At 68.7% G+C, this 16,177-nt stretch carries 15 protein-coding genes; 9 read left to right on the top strand and 6 right to left on the bottom strand.

Annotated elements, in window-relative coordinates; all coding sequences use genetic code 11:
* Nucleotides 1-6 precede the first annotated feature (6 nt).
* Complete coding sequence (locus ACGFNJ_RS25040; protein ID WP_393452711.1) at nucleotides 7-795, top strand: SMP-30/gluconolactonase/LRE family protein; 789 nt, start codon at nucleotides 7-9, stop codon at nucleotides 793-795.
* Nucleotides 796-1,136: 341 nt separating this feature from the next.
* On the opposite strand, the gene hemE is transcribed toward ACGFNJ_RS25040, so the two are convergent.
* Complete coding sequence (gene hemE, locus ACGFNJ_RS25035) at nucleotides 1,137-2,192, bottom strand: uroporphyrinogen decarboxylase (RefSeq protein ID WP_393452708.1); 1,056 nt, start codon at nucleotides 2,190-2,192, stop codon at nucleotides 1,137-1,139.
* A 491-nt stretch (nucleotides 2,193-2,683) separates the two neighbouring features.
* Between hemE and ACGFNJ_RS25030 the strand changes: the two genes are divergently transcribed.
* Both ACGFNJ_RS25030 and ACGFNJ_RS25025 read left to right on the top strand, forming a co-directional pair.
* A complete protein-coding gene (locus ACGFNJ_RS25030) occupies nucleotides 2,684-3,322 on the top strand; it encodes a DUF3000 domain-containing protein (protein WP_393452705.1) in 639 nt (212 codons plus the stop codon).
* A gap of 153 nt (nucleotides 3,323-3,475) precedes the next feature.
* On the top strand, nucleotides 3,476-4,738 hold the full coding sequence (locus ACGFNJ_RS25025; protein WP_393452702.1) for an HRDC domain-containing protein: 1,263 nt from the start codon (nucleotides 3,476-3,478) through the stop codon (nucleotides 4,736-4,738).
* A gap of 1 nt (nucleotide 4,739) precedes the next feature.
* Here the strand turns inward: ACGFNJ_RS25025 and ACGFNJ_RS25020 are convergent, their stop codons facing one another.
* The gene (locus tag ACGFNJ_RS25020) at nucleotides 4,740-5,153 is read right to left on the bottom strand and encodes an SRPBCC family protein (protein ID WP_393452698.1); all 414 of its coding nucleotides are present in this window, start codon (nucleotides 5,151-5,153) and stop codon (nucleotides 4,740-4,742) included.
* A gap of 83 nt (nucleotides 5,154-5,236) precedes the next feature.
* On the opposite strand from ACGFNJ_RS25020, the gene ACGFNJ_RS25015 reads away from it, so the two are divergent.
* Entirely contained in the window at nucleotides 5,237-5,803 is a 567-nt protein-coding gene (locus ACGFNJ_RS25015; RefSeq protein WP_393452696.1) for a CGNR zinc finger domain-containing protein, read from the top strand.
* 153 nt (nucleotides 5,804-5,956) lie between these two features.
* Here ACGFNJ_RS25015 and ACGFNJ_RS25010 read toward each other — a convergent pair whose 3' ends face one another.
* The gene (locus ACGFNJ_RS25010) at nucleotides 5,957-6,355 is read right to left on the bottom strand and encodes a MerR family transcriptional regulator (RefSeq protein ID WP_393452693.1); all 399 of its coding nucleotides are present in this window, start codon (nucleotides 6,353-6,355) and stop codon (nucleotides 5,957-5,959) included.
* A gap of 28 nt (nucleotides 6,356-6,383) precedes the next feature.
* On the opposite strand from ACGFNJ_RS25010, the gene ACGFNJ_RS25005 reads away from it, so the two are divergent.
* Entirely contained in the window at nucleotides 6,384-7,133 is a 750-nt protein-coding gene (locus ACGFNJ_RS25005) for a methyltransferase domain-containing protein (RefSeq protein ID WP_393452690.1), read from the top strand.
* A 128-nt stretch (nucleotides 7,134-7,261) separates the two neighbouring features.
* Here ACGFNJ_RS25005 and dxs read toward each other — a convergent pair whose 3' ends face one another.
* A complete protein-coding gene (dxs, locus tag ACGFNJ_RS25000; protein WP_393452687.1) occupies nucleotides 7,262-9,190 on the bottom strand; it encodes a 1-deoxy-D-xylulose-5-phosphate synthase in 1,929 nt (642 codons plus the stop codon).
* A gap of 223 nt (nucleotides 9,191-9,413) precedes the next feature.
* On the opposite strand from dxs, the gene glsA reads away from it, so the two are divergent.
* Nucleotides 9,414-11,270, top strand: coding sequence for a glutaminase A (gene glsA / locus ACGFNJ_RS24995; protein WP_393454144.1), 1,857 nt, complete (start codon nucleotides 9,414-9,416; stop codon nucleotides 11,268-11,270).
* Nucleotides 11,271-11,387: 117 nt separating this feature from the next.
* Entirely contained in the window at nucleotides 11,388-12,059 is a 672-nt protein-coding gene (locus ACGFNJ_RS24990; protein ID WP_393452684.1) for an SIMPL domain-containing protein, read from the top strand.
* A gap of 34 nt (nucleotides 12,060-12,093) precedes the next feature.
* On the opposite strand, the gene ACGFNJ_RS24985 is transcribed toward ACGFNJ_RS24990, so the two are convergent.
* Nucleotides 12,094-12,393, bottom strand: coding sequence for a DUF1330 domain-containing protein (locus ACGFNJ_RS24985; protein ID WP_393452681.1), 300 nt, complete (start codon nucleotides 12,391-12,393; stop codon nucleotides 12,094-12,096).
* A 105-nt stretch (nucleotides 12,394-12,498) separates the two neighbouring features.
* Here ACGFNJ_RS24985 and ACGFNJ_RS24980 point away from each other — a divergent pair, with 105 nt between their 5' ends.
* Both ACGFNJ_RS24980 and ACGFNJ_RS24975 read left to right on the top strand, forming a co-directional pair.
* Entirely contained in the window at nucleotides 12,499-13,383 is an 885-nt protein-coding gene (locus ACGFNJ_RS24980; RefSeq protein WP_393452678.1) for a CPBP family intramembrane glutamic endopeptidase, read from the top strand.
* A gap of 118 nt (nucleotides 13,384-13,501) precedes the next feature.
* On the top strand, nucleotides 13,502-14,305 hold the full coding sequence (locus ACGFNJ_RS24975; protein WP_393452675.1) for an enoyl-CoA hydratase: 804 nt from the start codon (nucleotides 13,502-13,504) through the stop codon (nucleotides 14,303-14,305).
* Nucleotides 14,306-14,443: 138 nt separating this feature from the next.
* Here the strand turns inward: ACGFNJ_RS24975 and ACGFNJ_RS24970 are convergent, their stop codons facing one another.
* Nucleotides 14,444-16,117: a TRAM domain-containing protein gene (locus ACGFNJ_RS24970; RefSeq protein ID WP_393452672.1), complete on the bottom strand. Its 1,674-nt coding sequence runs from the start codon at nucleotides 16,115-16,117 to the stop codon at nucleotides 14,444-14,446.
* Nucleotides 16,118-16,177 lie beyond the last annotated feature (60 nt).

The raw sequence follows: 16,177 nt of genomic DNA, 5'->3' as shown, positions 1-16,177 counted from the left end.
ACCAGCATGCCGACAGAGCTGTACTCGACCACCGGCCTACTCGAAGCGCCGCTTGTGCAATCCGATGGCGGCGTGCTGTTCTCGAATGTCACCGGCGGTGGGGTATTTCGCCACCACGACGGTGAAACCACCACCGCGGTCGACCGGCGGCGCGGTGTCGGCGGGCTGGCGCAGCACGCGGACGGCGGTCTGATCGTGACGGGTCGCGACCTGGTCTACGCCGACGCCGGCGTCCTCCACACCGTGCTCACCGTCGACGGCGCCACCGGATTCAACGATGTGGCCGTGGGGCCCGACGGTTCGCTCTACGTCGGCGTCCTACGCCATCGACCGCAACAGGGTGAGTCCGCCATTCCCAGTGAGGTTTTGCGGATCGACCCCACCGGCGCAGTTACGACGGCCGCGGCGGACATCCGCTGGCCGAACGGCATCGGCTTCTCCCCTGACCACCGAACCCTCTACGTCTGCGAATACGCCGAAAGCCGAATCCTGGCGGTGCAAGACGGGCACACCAGGGTGTTCGCCACCGCCCCGACCGGCGAATGCGACGGTCTCGCAGTGGACGCCGAGGGCGGAGTCTGGGTCGCGCTCGGCAGCGGCAGTGCCGTCGCCCGCTTCACCGCGGCAGGCACACTGCATAAAACCATCACCCTCCCAGATGGTTTCGCGTCCTCGGTCGCCCTGCACGACACCACCCTGTACATCACCACCAGCGGACGGCTGCTGAGCGAGAAGGTCGACATACCGGGACTTCCTGTCCCGTCGACTCGCATTCCGCACGACACTGCCGCGTAAGAGACCGAGCCACCGGGCTGGCGGGTATTGCCGACACGACCTGGGGCGACCTCATGCCATTCGGCCAGTGCACGCGCGTCCCAGTCGTATCGCTGATACCGGCCGGGCAGGTCACGCGAGAGTGGTTCGAGCACCTGACTTTCCAGTCTCGGCCACCAGTTCAGCGTGTTGTCCCAGGACGCGAAACTGTCGGCCTGCACGACAGTCGCGGCGCACTCCTGCGCCAGTTGCGCCGCGAGCGTTGACTTTCCGGCACCGCCCGGACCATCGATGGCGACCAATCTCGTCGCGCCGAGGCGCGGGGTGCTCGCGGCGATGCGGTCGACGATCTCGGCGAGCATCTACAGTTCGTGCACCAGGTCGACCAGGGCGGTCAGGATGCCGGGATCGGTGTCGGGGAGGACGCCGTGGCCGAGGTTGAAGATGTGGCCCTTGGCGCCCAAGGTGACTGCCTCGTCGGCTTCGGCGGCGATGCGCCGGGCTTCGGTGTCGACGGCGGCGGCGCCTGCGAAGAGGACGGCGGGATCGAGGTTGCCCTGCAACGCTTTTCCGGGACCGACCCGGCGCACGGCCTCGGTGAGCGGCACTCGCCAGTCGACGCCGACCACGTCGGCGCCCGCCTCGCCCATGGCGCCGAGCAGTTCGCCGGTGCCGACGCCGAAGTGGATGCGCGGCACGCCGGCGTCCGCAACCTCCGCGAAGACCCGTTCGGAGTGCGGCAGCACGAAGCGGCGGTAGTCGGCGAGGGACAGCGCACCGGCCCACGAGTCGAACAGCTGGACGGCGTCGACGCCCGCCGTCAGCTGCGCCTGCAGGAACGCGATGGTGATGTCGGTGAGGGCGCCGAGCAGCGCGTGCCAGGTCTCCGGATCGGCGTACATCATCGCCTTGGTGCGCTCGTGGTTCTTGCTCGGTCCACCCTCGACCAAGTAGGACGCGAGCGTGAACGGCGCACCGGCGAACCCGATCAGCGGCGTCTCGCCGAGCGCGTCGACGAGCAACCGCACCCCGTCGGCGACCGCACCCACTTCCTCCGGCCGCAGCTGCGGCAGCGCCCGCACGTCCGCGACGGTCCGCACCGGCGACGCGATGACCGGCCCGACCCCGGGCACGATGTCGAGATCGATACCGGCGGCCTTCAGCGGAACGACGATGTCGGAGAACAGAATCGCCGCATCGACGCCGTGCCGCCGGATCGGCTGCATGGTGATCTCACACACCAGCTCCGGGTCGAAGCAGGACTCGAGCATCCCCACCCCCGCACGCAGCGCGCGATACTCGGGCAGCGACCGTCCGGCTTGCCGCATGAACCACACCGGCCGCCTACTCGGCGTCGCCCCGGTAGCGGCGGCCAGGAACGGGGCATCGGTCAGGCGGCGGCGGGTGTAAGTGCTCATCACGGCCCATCGTAAAGGGCCCCGATTCACCCCCCGTCGCCCCGGTCACACCCCACCACCGAACAACTCGAGCCCCGCCAGCCCCATCCTCGTCGAGCCCGGCGACCTCGCCACCGCCGAAAGGGACATGAGCGCGCCGACACACGGCAATCCCCTCGCCCACGTCCCGCGCGGTGAACCACCTCCTGCCGAGTGGGACACGAACGTGCCGACACACAGCACTCCACTCGTCCATGTCGTGTGCGGCGAGCCAACGCCCGCCGCACGCGACATGATGCGTCCACTCAGGACCCGATCCGCTGCGGACCACCTACTTCGCATCCCGGACCAAGCGACCATCTCGAGGACGCTCGGCCCGGGCACGACCCCGCCCACCCCCGACACGCCCGGGTGCGGCGACGCGCGTAAGCACGGAAGGGCCTGCGGACGCCGCATCAATACAGCGGCGCGCCTCCGACTGTGCCGGGTGCACAAGGTCTACCGTCCCCTTCGTGACACCGCTCGACTTCCGCGACGGCGCCGCACCGACCGAGGGACCTCATGGCGAGCCAGCTCAATTTCGCGCCGCGGTCGAGGCGATGGGCACCGCAACCGTGCACCCTCGGATCGAGCTGGCGCCGATTCGGCCGCCGCAACGTCTGGCTCCCTACTCCTACGCACTCGGTGCCGAGGTCAAACATCCGGAAACCGGTGTCGTGCCGGTCGATTCGGAAGGCGACGCGTTCGGCAGACTGATCCTGCTGCACGACCCCGACGGTGACGACGCCTGGCATGGCACGCTGCGGCTGGTCGCCTACATCCAGGCCGACATCGACGCCGCGCTGGCCACCGACCCGCTGCTGCCCGAGGTGGCGTGGAGCTGGCTGGTCGACGCGCTGGAGTCGCGCTCGGAACCGTTCACCGCGCTCGGCGGCACCGTCACCTCGACCAGCTCGGTGCGCTACGGCGATATCGCGGGCCCGCCGCGAGCACACCAGCTGGAGTTGCGCGCCTCGTGGACCGCGATGACCACCGACATGCGCCCGCACGTGGAGGGCTTCTGCGAGGTGCTCGCCTACGCCGCCGGGCTACCACCGGCGGGCGTCACCGAGTTGCAGCTGCGGCCCGAGCTCTCCGGCGACCAGTTGTAGCGGCATTTCGCCGCAATCAGGAAGACCAGCGGCCGTCTCTGCGTTGCATTCCATGACCACGTCCATCGGATTCCGCTTTCCGTTGGCCCTCCCGACACACGGAAGCCCGATAGGACGACGACCGTCACCGCTCTGCCCGTAAAGTTCAACAACATGTCCGTACCCGACGAATCCGAACCCACTGGCGCGCCTCCCCTGCTCGCGCCCGTGGATGGCGTGCCTCCGGTACTGGACACCGCCGCTGAAATCGCTGCGGCCGCTACTCGTCTCGCCGCAGGCTCCGGCCCGCTGGCCGTCGACGCCGAACGTGCTTCGGGTTTCCGCTATTCGGCGCGCGCCTATCTGATTCAGCTCCGCCGCAACGGAGCAGGCACCTTCCTCATCGATCCGATTCCGGTTGCCGACGCGATCGGCCCGCTGGCCGAGGCCATCAACGATCTCGAATGGGTGCTGCATTCGGCCGACCAGGATCTACCTGGCCTCGCCGAACTCGGCCTGCGCCCGAAACGACTGTTCGACACCGAATTGGGTGGTCGGCTGGCCGGTTTCGAGCGGGTCGGGCTCGCCGCGATGGTCGAGAACCTGCTCGGCCACGCACTCAAGAAGGGGCACGGCGCCGCGGACTGGTCGACGCGCCCGCTGCCCGACGAATGGCTCAATTACGCTGCGCTGGATGTCGAATTGCTCTTGGAGCTGCGCGACGCGGTAGCGGCCGTGCTGGAGGAGCAGGGCAAGACCGATTGGGCCGCACAGGAATTCGAACATGTCCGGACCTCGGAACCGCCTGCGCCGAAGGCGGACCGCTGGCGCCGCACCTCCGGCATCCACACGCTGCGCCGGGCCAGGCAACTGGCGATGGTGCGCGAGCTGTGGACCACGAGGGACACGCTGGCTCGCGCCCGCGATGTCGCGCCTGCCCGGATTCTGCCGGACGCCGCCATCATCGCGGCCACGACCGCCGACCCGAAAACCATCGCGCAGTTGCGCGCGTTGCCGGTGTTCGGCGGCCCGCGCCAGCGCCGCTATTCCAGGGAGTGGCTGGCCGCCGTCGACCGTGGCCGGACCATGCCGGACGCGGAACTGCCCCCGCTGACGCAGCCGTTCGACGGCCCGCCGCCGGTGAACCGCTGGGAACGCCGCGATCCCGCGGCCGCGGCCAGGCTGGCTCGCGCCCGCACCGCGATGGGCGCGCTGTCCACCGAGCACGCGATTCCGGTGGAGAACCTGCTCTCCCCCGATCTGGTCCGCAGGCTGTGCTGGGACGGACTGCCCGACTACGACCGGGTGCCCGATTCGCCCGACGATCTCGCCGCCGCCATCGACGGCTTTCTGAAATCGGGCGGCGCCAGGCCGTGGCAGCGCGAGCTGGCGGTGCCGCACCTGACCGCCGCGCTGACGCCCAAGCCCGCCGACTGACTCAGGACGGGGTCGGCGCTTTCCGCGTCTGTTCGAAGGCGCGCAGACCCGCGTCCATGCCTGCCGCCAAGGGCGCCGCGAGCTCGTCGGGCAGCACATCGTGGATCCAGACGAAGCGGCTCTGCCCGTCACCGTGCGGGAAGACCTGCATCGACGCGTTGTTGTGCGCGGGCGTGACGCTGCCGCCCACGATCGAGTAGACGAATCGGCGCGCGTCTTCGTCGATGGTGACGAGCCGTTCCCGCGCCACCGCCCCACCTGCGAAATCGACCACGCGGACGTCCGGCCCGTCGAGCTTGCTGTCGACGGCGTAGCCAGGTGCCATCCGGACCGGGCCCGCGGCGAAATCGCGAATGATCGCCCAGATCTCCTCGCTCGATGCGTCGAGGACTAGCTCTTTCTTGATCGATGCCATAGCGAATCTCCTTGTGCTAACTGGCGATAGGTGAACGATAGTTAGCTAACTAGCCATCGTCAATAGAGAGTTAGTATGGAGTGGTGTCTTCGGAAACCAGTCGCGCGCCGTTGCGGCGCCTCGTCGAGTTCGTGAATACGCGGCGCGCGGACGGCGACCAGATCGACACCGCCGAGACGTTGTCGATCTGGTTGCGGGCCAACGATTTACTGTCCGCCGACGAGACCGCGCACGACCATCACCGCGCTCGCACCCTGCGCGAAGGCCTGCGTGCGTTGCTCGCCGCGAACAACGCCGATCCGGTCACCAGCCCGCGTCCGGACGGTCTCGACCCGACCGCGCACATCCAACTCGCGGCGCTCACCGCCACGCTTCCCCTGACCCTCGACGTGACCAGCACGCCACCCCGACTGGTGCCGCACTCCCCCGACCCGCTGGATCGCGCGCTGAGCACTCTGCTCGCCGATGTCGCGACGGCCGTCGCGGACGGCTCGTGGCCGCGTCTCAAGGCCTGTCGCGAACCGAGCTGCCGGTGGGCCTTCTACGACAGCTCCCGCAACCACGCGCGCACCTGGTGCTCGATGGACGTGTGCGGAAACCGCGTGAAAGTTCGTGCCGCACAACGTCGTCAGACGAGAGCTCGCGCCTAGTCCGGCCGCTGCTGCCCCATAGCAGCCGAGCCACCCGGCACCACGAGATCGACGATTCCGTCGGCGCGGGGCACCGCGCACCCTGGCGTCCGGCGCCGCCGCCGAGGAGCGCAGCACGGCCAGCGGAACGGCCAACCGCGTTCCCGCCGCGCTTCACCGTCGCACCAGCAGCTCCGACACCGACGCCCGGAACTTCGGACAGGTCATGAAATCGCCGTGGTCGCATGCCAATCCGCGTTCGATGATCGCCAACGCGGCCTGTGCCTCGGCGATACGCGCGCGAAGCTCACGGCGATGACGCTGCAGCACGGTCGTGCGTTCGCCGGTGGTGAACATGGCGTGGATGTCGTCGAGACCGAGCCCGGCTTCCTTGGCGCGCAGGATCATCGCGATCCGGAAGACATCGTCGTCGTCATAACGTCGTCGTCCGGCCGCATCCCGATCCGGAGTCAGCAGACCCACCGATTCCCAGTGCCGCAGCACGTGCGTGGCCAGACCGAAGTGGGCGGCGACGTCGCCGATGCTGGTCGCCGATCGCGTGCTTGACTTCATGTTGACATTAAGTCGCACCATCACCGACATGTCCACCCCCATCCCGCTGTTGATCCAGCTGCTCGACGCCTTCGACACCGCCCAGAGTGCCGTAGCACTCCGCGCCCACTCCTACGAGCTCCTGCGCTTGCGGCCAGGCGCGGCAGTCGTCGATGTCGGCTGCGGTTCGGGCCGCGCCGTCGCCGAACTGGCCGACCTCGGTGCCGCCGCGATCGGCGTCGATCCGAACGAGCAGATGCTCGACGTCGCGCGGAACCGTTGGCCCGCCTCCGATTTCCTGGCCGGCACCGCGGAAGCGCTCCCGCTGCCCGACGCTTCGGTGTCCGGTTACCGCGCGGACAAGGTCTTCCACGTCCTGCCTGATCCGGCGGCCGCATTGGCCGAGGCCGAGCGCGTCCTGGCACCCGGCGGTCGCATCGTCCTGATGAGCCAGGACTGGGCGGGTTACCTCATCGATTCCACCGACGACGACACCACTCGTGCCCTCGTGCAGGCTCGCGCGAACAAGGTCACCAACCCAACGGTGGCCCGCGCCTACCGGAACCTGCTGCTCGACAGCGGCTTCCGTGACGTCACGATGGAAGTCCGGACACCGGTTTTCACCGACGAGCTGATGATCCCGGTGCTCACCGAGCTGGTCTCCTCGGCACTCGAGGCCGACGCAGTGCCGCGCGAGCGAGCAGAAGCGTGGCTAGCGGAGCAGACCGCACGAGCGGCCGCGAACCGCCTCATGGTGGCGCTGCCGCTGTTCATCGCGGCGGCGACGCGGGCGGACTGAACGCGTCCACGCGCGAGCAGGCAGAGCTGATCCCCTCACGAGCAGGCCGAACTCATCCCCGCCCCCAGCGGGTCGAGCTCATCGGCTCGCCCGTGAACCGAGCTCGTCCCGGCACGTGCGGACTGAGCTCACCGCGAGGCGAGCCACCCACTGATCCGGCGCGCGATGTCCGGCGCCGTCAGGCCCAGCTCCGTGTGCACCTCACCCCGCGACGCGTGATCCAGGAACTGTTGCGGCACACCGAGATCGCGCGTCGGAATATCGAGGCCGGAGTTGCGCAGCCGCGCCGAAACGGTGGAACCGATGCCGCCGTGCAGGCCGCCGTCCTCCACCGTCACCACGAGCCGGTAGTTCTCGGCCAGCTTCACCAACGTGTCGGACACCGGAAGCACCCAGCGCGGATCGATCACGGTGACCGAAACCCCTTCGGCCTCCAGCAGTTCCGCGGCACCGAGGGCGATCTCGGCGAACGAGCCGACGGCGACAAGCAGCACGTCACCACGCACCGCCTGCACCGACCCGCCTGCCTCGAGCGTCGGATCGGCGCTGCCCGGCTCCCCGTTCGCCAGCCGAAGCACGTCCACTCCGTCGAGCCGCTCGACAGCCGAAATGTCGTTGGCGACACTGCCTTTCGGGAACCGGATCGCGGTCGGCCCGTCGTTGACGGCGAGTGCCTCGGCCAGCTCCTCACGCAGCGTCGCCGCGTCACGCGGCGCGGCCACCCGGATACCGGGGATGATGCCGAGCACGGACAGATCCCACATGCCGTTGTGGCTCGCGCCGTCGGGCCCGGTGATGCCGGAACGGTCGAGCACCACGGTCACCGGCTGCTTCAACAGCGCGACATCCATCAGCAACTGATCGAACGCGCGATTGAGGAACGTCGAATAGATCGCCACTACGGGATGCATGCCGCCGAGCGCGAGCCCGGCCGCCGAGGCCATCGCGTGCTGTTCGGCGATGCCGACATCGAACATCCGCTCCGGAAACCGCTCGCCGAACGCCGCGAGCCCGGTCGGGCCCGGCATGGCTGCGGTGATCGCGACGATGTCGTCGCGCTGCTCGGCCTGGGCGATGAGCTCCTCGGAGAACACCGACGTCCAGCCGCGCGCCTTCGGGCCGCCGACCGGAACGCCGGTGAGCGGGTCGATGGGGTCGCAGGCGTGCATCTGGTCCGCGATGTGGTTCTCGGCGGGCGCGTAACCGCGGCCCTTCTGCGTCACCGCATGCACCACGACCGGACCACCGAAGTCCTTGGCACGACGCAGCGCCGCCTCCAAGGCGACGATGTCGTGCCCGTCCACCGGGCCGACGTATTTCATACCCAGGTCGCTGAACAGCTCCTGCGGGCTCACCGCGTCCTTTATCCCGGCCTTCACCGCATGCATCATCGAGTACGCGGACTCGCCGACCCGAGGAATGCTCTTCAGCAGCCGCTTCCCGGTGTCGAGCGCGTGCTCGTAGGCGGGCTGGGTGCGCAGCGCGGTCAACCGGTCGGCCAGGCCGCCGATGGTCGGCGCATAGGAGCGGCCGTTGTCATTGACGACGATCACCACCGGCCGGTCCGGCGCGCCAGCGATGTTGTTGAGCGCCTCCCAGCACATACCGCCGGTCAGCGCGCCGTCGCCGACGACCGCAACCACATGCCGGTTCTGACCGCTGAGCGCGAACGCCTTGGCCAGGCCGTCGGCATACGACAGCGACGCGGAGGCGTGCGAGGACTCCACCCAGTCGTGCGCACTCTCGGACCGGCTCGGGTAGCCGGACAGGCCGCCGCGCTTGCGCAGGCTGTCGAACTCGTCCTTGCGGCCGGTCAGGATCTTGTGCACGTAGGCCTGATGGCCGGTGTCGAAGATCAACGGGTCGGCAGGCGAGTCGAAGATCCGGTGCAGGGCGATGGTCAGTTCGACCACGCCGAGATTCGGGCCGAGGTGCCCGCCGGTCGCGGCGACCTTCCGCACCAGGAACTCACGAATCTCGTCTGCCAACTCGCGCAATTGCGGCGTCGTCAGCGGACGCAGATCTTCGGGCGTATCGACCCGGGAAAGCACTCCCACCTGAACTCGCTCCCTCCGGATAGCGCATCTGATCCGATCAGTCTACGGAGCGGCCGATCGTGCCCTCGAACGAGAACCGAACTGGCACACCTCGCAAACGACCACCACTACTGACATCATGGGCCACCACCAGCGCAGCGCGGGCCGAGATGTGAGCCTCGGCATACGGTACTCGGCTTAGAGTGGGCGTGTGGCCGAGCCCGAGCACAAGGTTTCGCAGACAATCGAACCCAGCGTCTCGCGGACGGTCGATCCCGGCGTCGTCGCCAGGATCGTCGCCGACGTCTATCAGCTGTGCTTGCCGGATAATTCCGGCACGCTGGCCGACTACATTCCGGAACTGGCTGCGGTGCAACCGGATTCGTTCGCGCTCTGCCTGGCGACCGCGGACGGGCAGGTGTACGGCACCGGCGACCTCGACACCGAGTTCACCATCCAGTCGATCTCCAAGCCGTTCACCTACGCGCTGGCCCTCGCCGACCGCGGCACCGCGACCGTCGACGCACGCATCGATGTCGAGCCCTCCGGTGAGGCGTTCAACGAGATCAGTTTGGATCCGGTGACCGAGCGACCGCGCAACCCGATGATCAACGCGGGCGCCATCACCGCGGCGGCACTGATCACCGGCCACGATCCGGACGAGCGATTCGAGCGCATCCGGCGCTGCTATTCGCGCTTCGCAGGCCGCGAACTGCACCTGAACGAGGCGGTGTACGCGTCCGAGGCACGCACCGGTTTCCGCAATCGCGCGATCGGCTACATGCTGCGCTCGTTCGGCATCATCGACTCCGATCCGGACGAGGCGGTCGACCGCTACTTCCGGCAATGCTCCATCGACGTGACCTGCCACGATCTGGCGCTGATGGCGGCGACGCTGGCCAACAACGGGCGCAACCCGGTGACCAGGGAACGCGCACTGACGACGGACCTGACCGAGCGGGTGCTCAGCGTGATGACCACCTGCGGCATGTACAACGCGGCAGGCGATTGGGTGACGACCGTCGGGATGCCCGCGAAGAGCGGGGTCGGCGGCGGGATCGTCGCGGTGCTGCCCGGCCAGATCGGGATCGCGGTGTACTCGCCGCGGCTCGACGCGCACGGCAACAGCGTGCGCGGCGTCGCCGCGTGCCGGGAACTGTCGCGGCGATTGGAATTGCACTTTCTGCACGTCACGCGGGCCGCGCGGACCGCGATCCGGGCGCGGTACTCGGTGGCCGAGGTGCCGTCACGGCTGCGCAGGACCACCGAGGAGATCGCGCTGCTCGCCGAACACGGGCATCGGGCCCGGGTTTTCGAACTGCATGGTGACCTGTTGTTCGCCGGCGCGGAGAGCGCGGTGCGCAGCATCGAGGAGCAGGCCGGTGAGTTGGCGGCGCTGGTGGTCGATCTGCGCCGAGTCGGCGAGGTGAGCGCGATCGCGGTGCAGATGATCGATGCGCTGGAAACCGAGCTGGCCGCGGTGGGGGTGCGGGTGGCGCTGGTCGATCCCGACGCCAAGCTCGGGCACACGGCGTCGAGTCTGGATCCGGACGATCCGCAGGGGCGGGTGTTCATCGATCGCGACACGGCCACCGAATGGTGTGAGGACATCGTGCTCGAGCGATACCGGCCCGCCGATGAGCCGGTGTGCACATCGATCACGATCGAAGATCATCCGGCGCTCGCGGCGCTGGAGTCGGATGATCGATCGCAGTTGGCCAAGGAGTTCGAGGTGCGCACGTTCGCGCGCGGCGAGGTGATCGCGCGGCGCGGGAGTGCGCGGTCCGGGCTGTATCTGCTGCTGGAAGGGCGGGTGCGGATCACCTTCGACGGCAGCGACGGACGGACGCATCGGCTGGTCAGCGTGTCTGCCGGGATGTCGTTCGGTGAGATTCCGATGCTGGTCGGCACGCCGTTCGTGAACGAGGCGCGGGCCGAGACGCCGGTGCGGGTCGCGGTGTTGACTCCGACGCGGTTCGACGAGCTCACCGCAAAGGCGCCGCAATTGAAGTTGGCGTTGCTCGAGCGGCTCGCGGCAGGCGCGTACGCGCAGATGGACGCGGCGGTGCGGTCGATCGCGGTGCGCGGCGGAGATTATTGAGAATCGACCGGTGGGCAGGGTCGATGAGCGCAGCGGGGACGATTCCGCGGCGTCCGCCGTTGAGCAGATCGGAGCCCGTTGGGTACATCGCAAGCGACAACCATCGAGGAGCATGCCGTGAGTAAGAAGTCCGAGTCCGCCACCGTGACCGTTTTCGGTGCGGGCACCGTGCGCGCCACGCCCGATCTGATGCGCGTCACGATCTCCATCGAGTGCCGGGCGAGCAAGGTCGCGCTCGCCTACAGCAAGGCCGGTGAGCGAGTCGGCGCCGTCACCCAGTCGTTGCGCTCCGACGGTGTCGCGGGCAGCGACATCGCCACCAGCGGATTGTCGGTGCACACCGAAACCGTGTGGACCGAAGGCGAAGGCAATCGGATCACCGGCTACCTCGCCAGTACCTCACTGACCGTCGCATTGCGTGACATCGGCGACGAGGCCGATCCCGGACCAGCGACCGTCATCGCCAACTGTGTCGACGCGGGCGGTGACGATGTCCGCCTCGGCGGTCTCAATCTGACCTTCGCCGACCAGGATTCGCTGCTCGTCGAGGCGCGGGACGCGGCGTGGGCGAACGCGGTCGCCAAAGCCGAGCAATACGCCCAACGTTCAGGTCGTGCGCTCGGCGCCGTGCTGGAGATCACCGAAAACGCTTCCTCCGCACCGCCGTCCGGGCCGCGGTTCATGGCGATGTCCAAGTCGATGGACGCCTATGGTGCGGCCCCGGTGCCGGTCGAGCTCGGCGAAAGCGAGATCTCGGCGGCGATTCGGGTGACCTGGCAGCTCGCCTGAGGTGGAAGTCGCTGCGATGCACGGGCGGCCGTGCCTAGGAGCGGCGACCAAGCCCCTTCACCAGCAACGTCACCGTGTCGGCGCCCGCGTGCCTGTCCTTCGAAATCTCCAGGTACTCGGGCGATTCCGCCCAGGCACGGAACGCGATCTCGTCGGGGAACGACATCAACACCACCTTCTCCCGATCGGTGGCGCCCTCGTAGACCTGCGGCGACTCGTCGGCGGCTAGCAAGGTGCCGGAATAGCGCGCGAAGACATCGATGAACGCGGCCTGATACCGGTCGTAGGCCGCGCGATCGGTGAACTTCAGCTGGGCGATGACATACACGGTCATGGGTGCGACTCTAGATCTCGCGCACGAAATTCGAGATCGATGGAACCGAGCAGGCCCGCGCCGCGTCCGAGTAGGTAAGGCAGACCGCCGTTCGAAGGATGTCGGATGATTGCTCGGCGCAACGATTTCGTGCTCTTCCTGTTGGTGACGGTCGGTGTGGCGTGGGCGGTGGCGTCCGGGCCGTGGCTCGACGGCGACGGTCTGCGGTCCGGCTTGTGGCTGCACACGGGCGCGGCGCTGATGATGCTCGCCCCGGCACTCGGTCTGCTTGCCGTGTGGCGATACCGGCGCCTGAGCTGGCCGGAGCTGGTGGCGCAGAACGGATTACCGCTGGGGCCGCGACCGCGACGCACCGGCTCGCTGATCGTGCTCGCCTGGCTCGGGACACCGCTGTTGCTGTGGACGACATTCGGGCTCTGCACCGTGTACGGCCTGTACGTCTTCGACTTCCGCGGGCCCGAGATCGCGATCGCCGCGATCATCCAAGCGATCGCCGTGACCACGCTCAGCACACTGCCGTTCGCGCTCGGCGAGGAGCTCGGCTGGCGCGGTTGGCTGCTGCCCCAGCTCAACCGACGCTTCGGCCTCAGCGCGGGAATTCTTGTCACCGGCCTGGTCTGGGCGCTGTGGCATGCGCCGCTGACGCTGCTCGGCTACACCTATCCGAACCTCGGCGCGTGGGCCGCGGTCGCCTTCCTCGGCTTCTGCGTGCCCTTCGGCGCCATCCTCGGCTGGCTGCGCATGCGCACCGGCAGCATCTGGCCGGGCGCCGTCGCACACGCCGCCTTCAACGCCAATGCCGTGGTGTTCAGCACGCTCGACTCCCCGACACACGAAACCAATCCCCTGCTGACCGGATACGGCTTCGTCGGCTGGGGCGTCCTCACCGTCACCGCCGCCATCCTGTTCACCTGGTTCCCGGTCCGCCCACCCACCGGCGGGCCCGGATTCTTTGCCACACCCCCACATTCCCAGCCCTCGCTGGGTTGAGCCCCGTTAGGGCAACGCGTCGGCAGCGACCAGTTGCGGATTCACTGCTATCGCGACGTGGCCGTGCCTATATTGAGCGCGAACCTATTTCTAGAACCTGTGTCAGTTAGGGGATCGGATGTCGTTCGTGCTCATCGACAAGCCGCGACCGCACATAGCCCTGGTCACGCTCAACCGGCCTGAGCGGATGAACGCTATGGCGTTCGACGTGATGATCCCGCTGCGCGAGGCGCTCAAGGAAGTCAGCGCCGACAACGACATTCGGGTCGTGGTGCTCACCGGCGCGGGCGACGGCTTCTGCTCCGGCGCCGACCTGCAAAGCGCGGGGAAGGTCCCGAACATCGAGGGGCTCACGGTGACCAGCGTCGCGCGCCGCTCGATGGACCTGCTCAACGACGTCATGCTCACGTTGCGCCGCATGCACCAGCCGGTGATCGGCGCGATCAACGGTGCGGCGATCGGCGGCGGCTTCTGCCTCAGCGTCGCCACCGACATCCGAATCGCCGCCGAGGAAGCCTACTTTCGCGCCGCAGGCATCAACAACGGCCTTACCGCAACGGAACTCGGCATCAGCTACCTGCTGCCGCGCGCCATCGGTGCCTCCCGTGCCTTCGAGATCATGCTGTCCGGCCGCGACGTCGATGCCGCCGAAGCCGAACGCATCGGCCTCGTCTCCCGTACCGTCGCCGCCGCGAAACTCCTCGACACCTGCTATGACCTGGCCGACCGCATCATCAGCTTCAGCCGGGTCGGCACCGAACTCACCAAACGCATGCTGTGGAGCGGCATGGAAGCAGGCAGCTTCGAATCGCACATGCAGCACGAAGGCACCGCCCAACTCTATGTCCGCCTGACCACCGACAACTTCGACGAAGCCATCCGCGCCCGAAAAGACCGCCGCCCACCCATTTACAAGGACTGACCCCTCTATCGCCGCCACCACGTCCCGCTCGAAGCACAGACCGATCACGAGTGGTGCACGACGGAGCGCTCGGCGTGGCGCCGCCACCACGTCCCACTCGTCATCCGCGCACCACGCGCCTGCGAAGGCGCTGTCGGGTCAGGGTGCGGGGTGGCGGTCGAGGAGGGCGATGCATTCGACGTGGTGGGTTGCGGGGAAGGCGTCGAAGGCGCGCAGGTCTGCCAGGTGGTAGCCAGCGGCTTGGTAGAGGCCTAGGTCGCGGGCGAAAGCGGCTGGGTCGCAGCCGATGTGGATGATGCGGAGCGGGCCGGTGGCCGCGAGGGCGGCAACGACTTCCTTGCCTGCGCCTGCTCGGGGCGGGTCGAGGACGACGACGTCGGGTGCTGCCCCACCGACGCGCTCGGCAACCCAGCGTTCGACGCGCTGCGCGTGCTGGTCGAGCCAGGTCAGGTCGCGCAGGGCGGCCGTGCCGTCGGCGACCGCGGAGCGCGCCGACTCGACGGCGAGCACGGCACCGGTCTGCCCGACCTGGTCGGCCAGGCGAGCGGCGAAAACGCCTGCGCCGCTGTACAGATCCCAGGCGAGTCCGCCGGGCCGCAGCCCGGACCATTCCGCCACCAGATCCGAATAGCATTGCGCGGCACCGTGATGCGCCTGCCAGAAGCCGGTCGAGGACACCTCCCACCTGCGGCCTGCGACGTACTCGACCGCCCGCCCGGTCCCCGAGATCACCCACTCGTCCCGCGCCGCATGCGTGGCCGCCCGCCGCGCCGACGCACTCCGCCGCTCCCCCGCCTGCGGCGTCTCCGGAGTCCCGTCCGCGGCATAGCGCGGCCCCGCCTCCCTGTCGCCGTCGCCGTCGCCGTCCAACTGCTCACGGTCGCTACGCCGATCGGCACCACCCGCACGATCGGCGTCACCGCGACGGAGATGGTTGGTGCGGCGAACCCCACCGACCTCGCCGGGCCGACGCGGGCGGCCGCGTTCGACGCCACCGGGTTCTTCGGGGCTCTGCGACCGGCCAGGAGCGTCGTCGGCACGCCATTCGCTCCCCGACTTGATGCCGGGGCGCCGACGATTGCCCCGTTCGTCACCGCGGCTTCCGGCACCGGCGCGACCGCGCCGGTCGCGACCGCGTTGATCACTGCGCCGTCCGTCGGATTCGACGCGCTGCGCGCCACGGGCACCGCGACGGTCCCCTTCAGCCGCAGGCGCCAGTTCGATGATGTGGCGCACGCCGTCGCCGTCGACGGCGATCACCAAATCCGCTCCTGGCGTCCACAAGCGATCCGCGACCCCGTCGAGTGCGCCCGAAACCGGTTGGGGGCAGCGCAGATCCGTGATCACCTCGGTGCTGCGGTAGCCGTGCACACCGGCCCGGCCCTGCGCGTCCACGGCCAACCGGATGCGGGTGCGCCAACCGCCGGTGGCGTCGCCTGCGCCGGCGATCGGTTCGACGACGACCTCGCGCTCGATGCCTGCGACCCTGCGCAGTTGCTCGGCGACCACCGAAGCCTTCAGTGCCCGTTGCGCTTCCGGCGTTGCATAGGAGAAGTCGCAACATCCCGCCCCGCCGGGGCCGGAGACCGGGCAGGTCGCGGGAATCCGGTCCGGCGACGGTTCGAGGATCTCGATCGCGTCCGCGCGGCAGAACGATCCACCACGATCCTCGGTGACCCGCACCAGCACCAGCTCACCGGGCAACCCGTGCCGCACGAACACCACACGTCCCTCGTGCCTGCCCACACAGAACCCGCCGTGCCCGGGCGCCCCGAGTCGAACCTCGAAAGTCGTACCCCGCCAATCACTCATGCCTGAGCCTCACCGCCATCCGAATCGCGCACACGCACCGCGACCAGCAGCGAACCGCGC

Source organism: Nocardia sp. NPDC049149 (genome assembly GCF_043197455.1).
GTDB lineage: Bacteria > Actinomycetota > Actinomycetes > Mycobacteriales > Mycobacteriaceae > Nocardia.
Note: the sequence above shows the minus strand (reverse complement) of the source record. Positions and strands in the feature narration are given on the sequence as shown.

Excerpts from the sequence above, each read along its gene's own strand:
- ACGFNJ_RS25010 (WP_393452693.1), bottom strand. The coding sequence starts at position 6,355 with ATGAAGTCAAGCACGCGATCGGCGACCAGCATCGGCGACGTCGCCGCC.
- ACGFNJ_RS24980 (WP_393452678.1), top strand. The coding sequence starts at position 12,499 with ATGATTGCTCGGCGCAACGATTTCGTGCTCTTCCTGTTGGTGACGGTC.
- ACGFNJ_RS25025 (WP_393452702.1), top strand. The coding sequence starts at position 3,476 with ATGTCCGTACCCGACGAATCCGAACCCACTGGCGCGCCTCCCCTGCTC.
- hemE (WP_393452708.1), bottom strand. The coding sequence starts at position 2,192 with ATGAGCACTTACACCCGCCGCCGCCTGACCGATGCCCCGTTCCTGGCC.
- ACGFNJ_RS25005 (WP_393452690.1), top strand. The coding sequence starts at position 6,384 with ATGTCCACCCCCATCCCGCTGTTGATCCAGCTGCTCGACGCCTTCGAC.
- ACGFNJ_RS24975 (WP_393452675.1), top strand. The coding sequence starts at position 13,502 with ATGTCGTTCGTGCTCATCGACAAGCCGCGACCGCACATAGCCCTGGTC.
- ACGFNJ_RS25040 (WP_393452711.1), top strand. The coding sequence starts at position 7 with ATGCCGACAGAGCTGTACTCGACCACCGGCCTACTCGAAGCGCCGCTT.
- ACGFNJ_RS24970 (WP_393452672.1), bottom strand. The coding sequence starts at position 16,117 with ATGAGTGATTGGCGGGGTACGACTTTCGAGGTTCGACTCGGGGCGCCC.
- ACGFNJ_RS24985 (WP_393452681.1), bottom strand. The coding sequence starts at position 12,393 with ATGACCGTGTATGTCATCGCCCAGCTGAAGTTCACCGATCGCGCGGCC.
- ACGFNJ_RS25020 (WP_393452698.1), bottom strand. The coding sequence starts at position 5,153 with ATGGCATCGATCAAGAAAGAGCTAGTCCTCGACGCATCGAGCGAGGAG.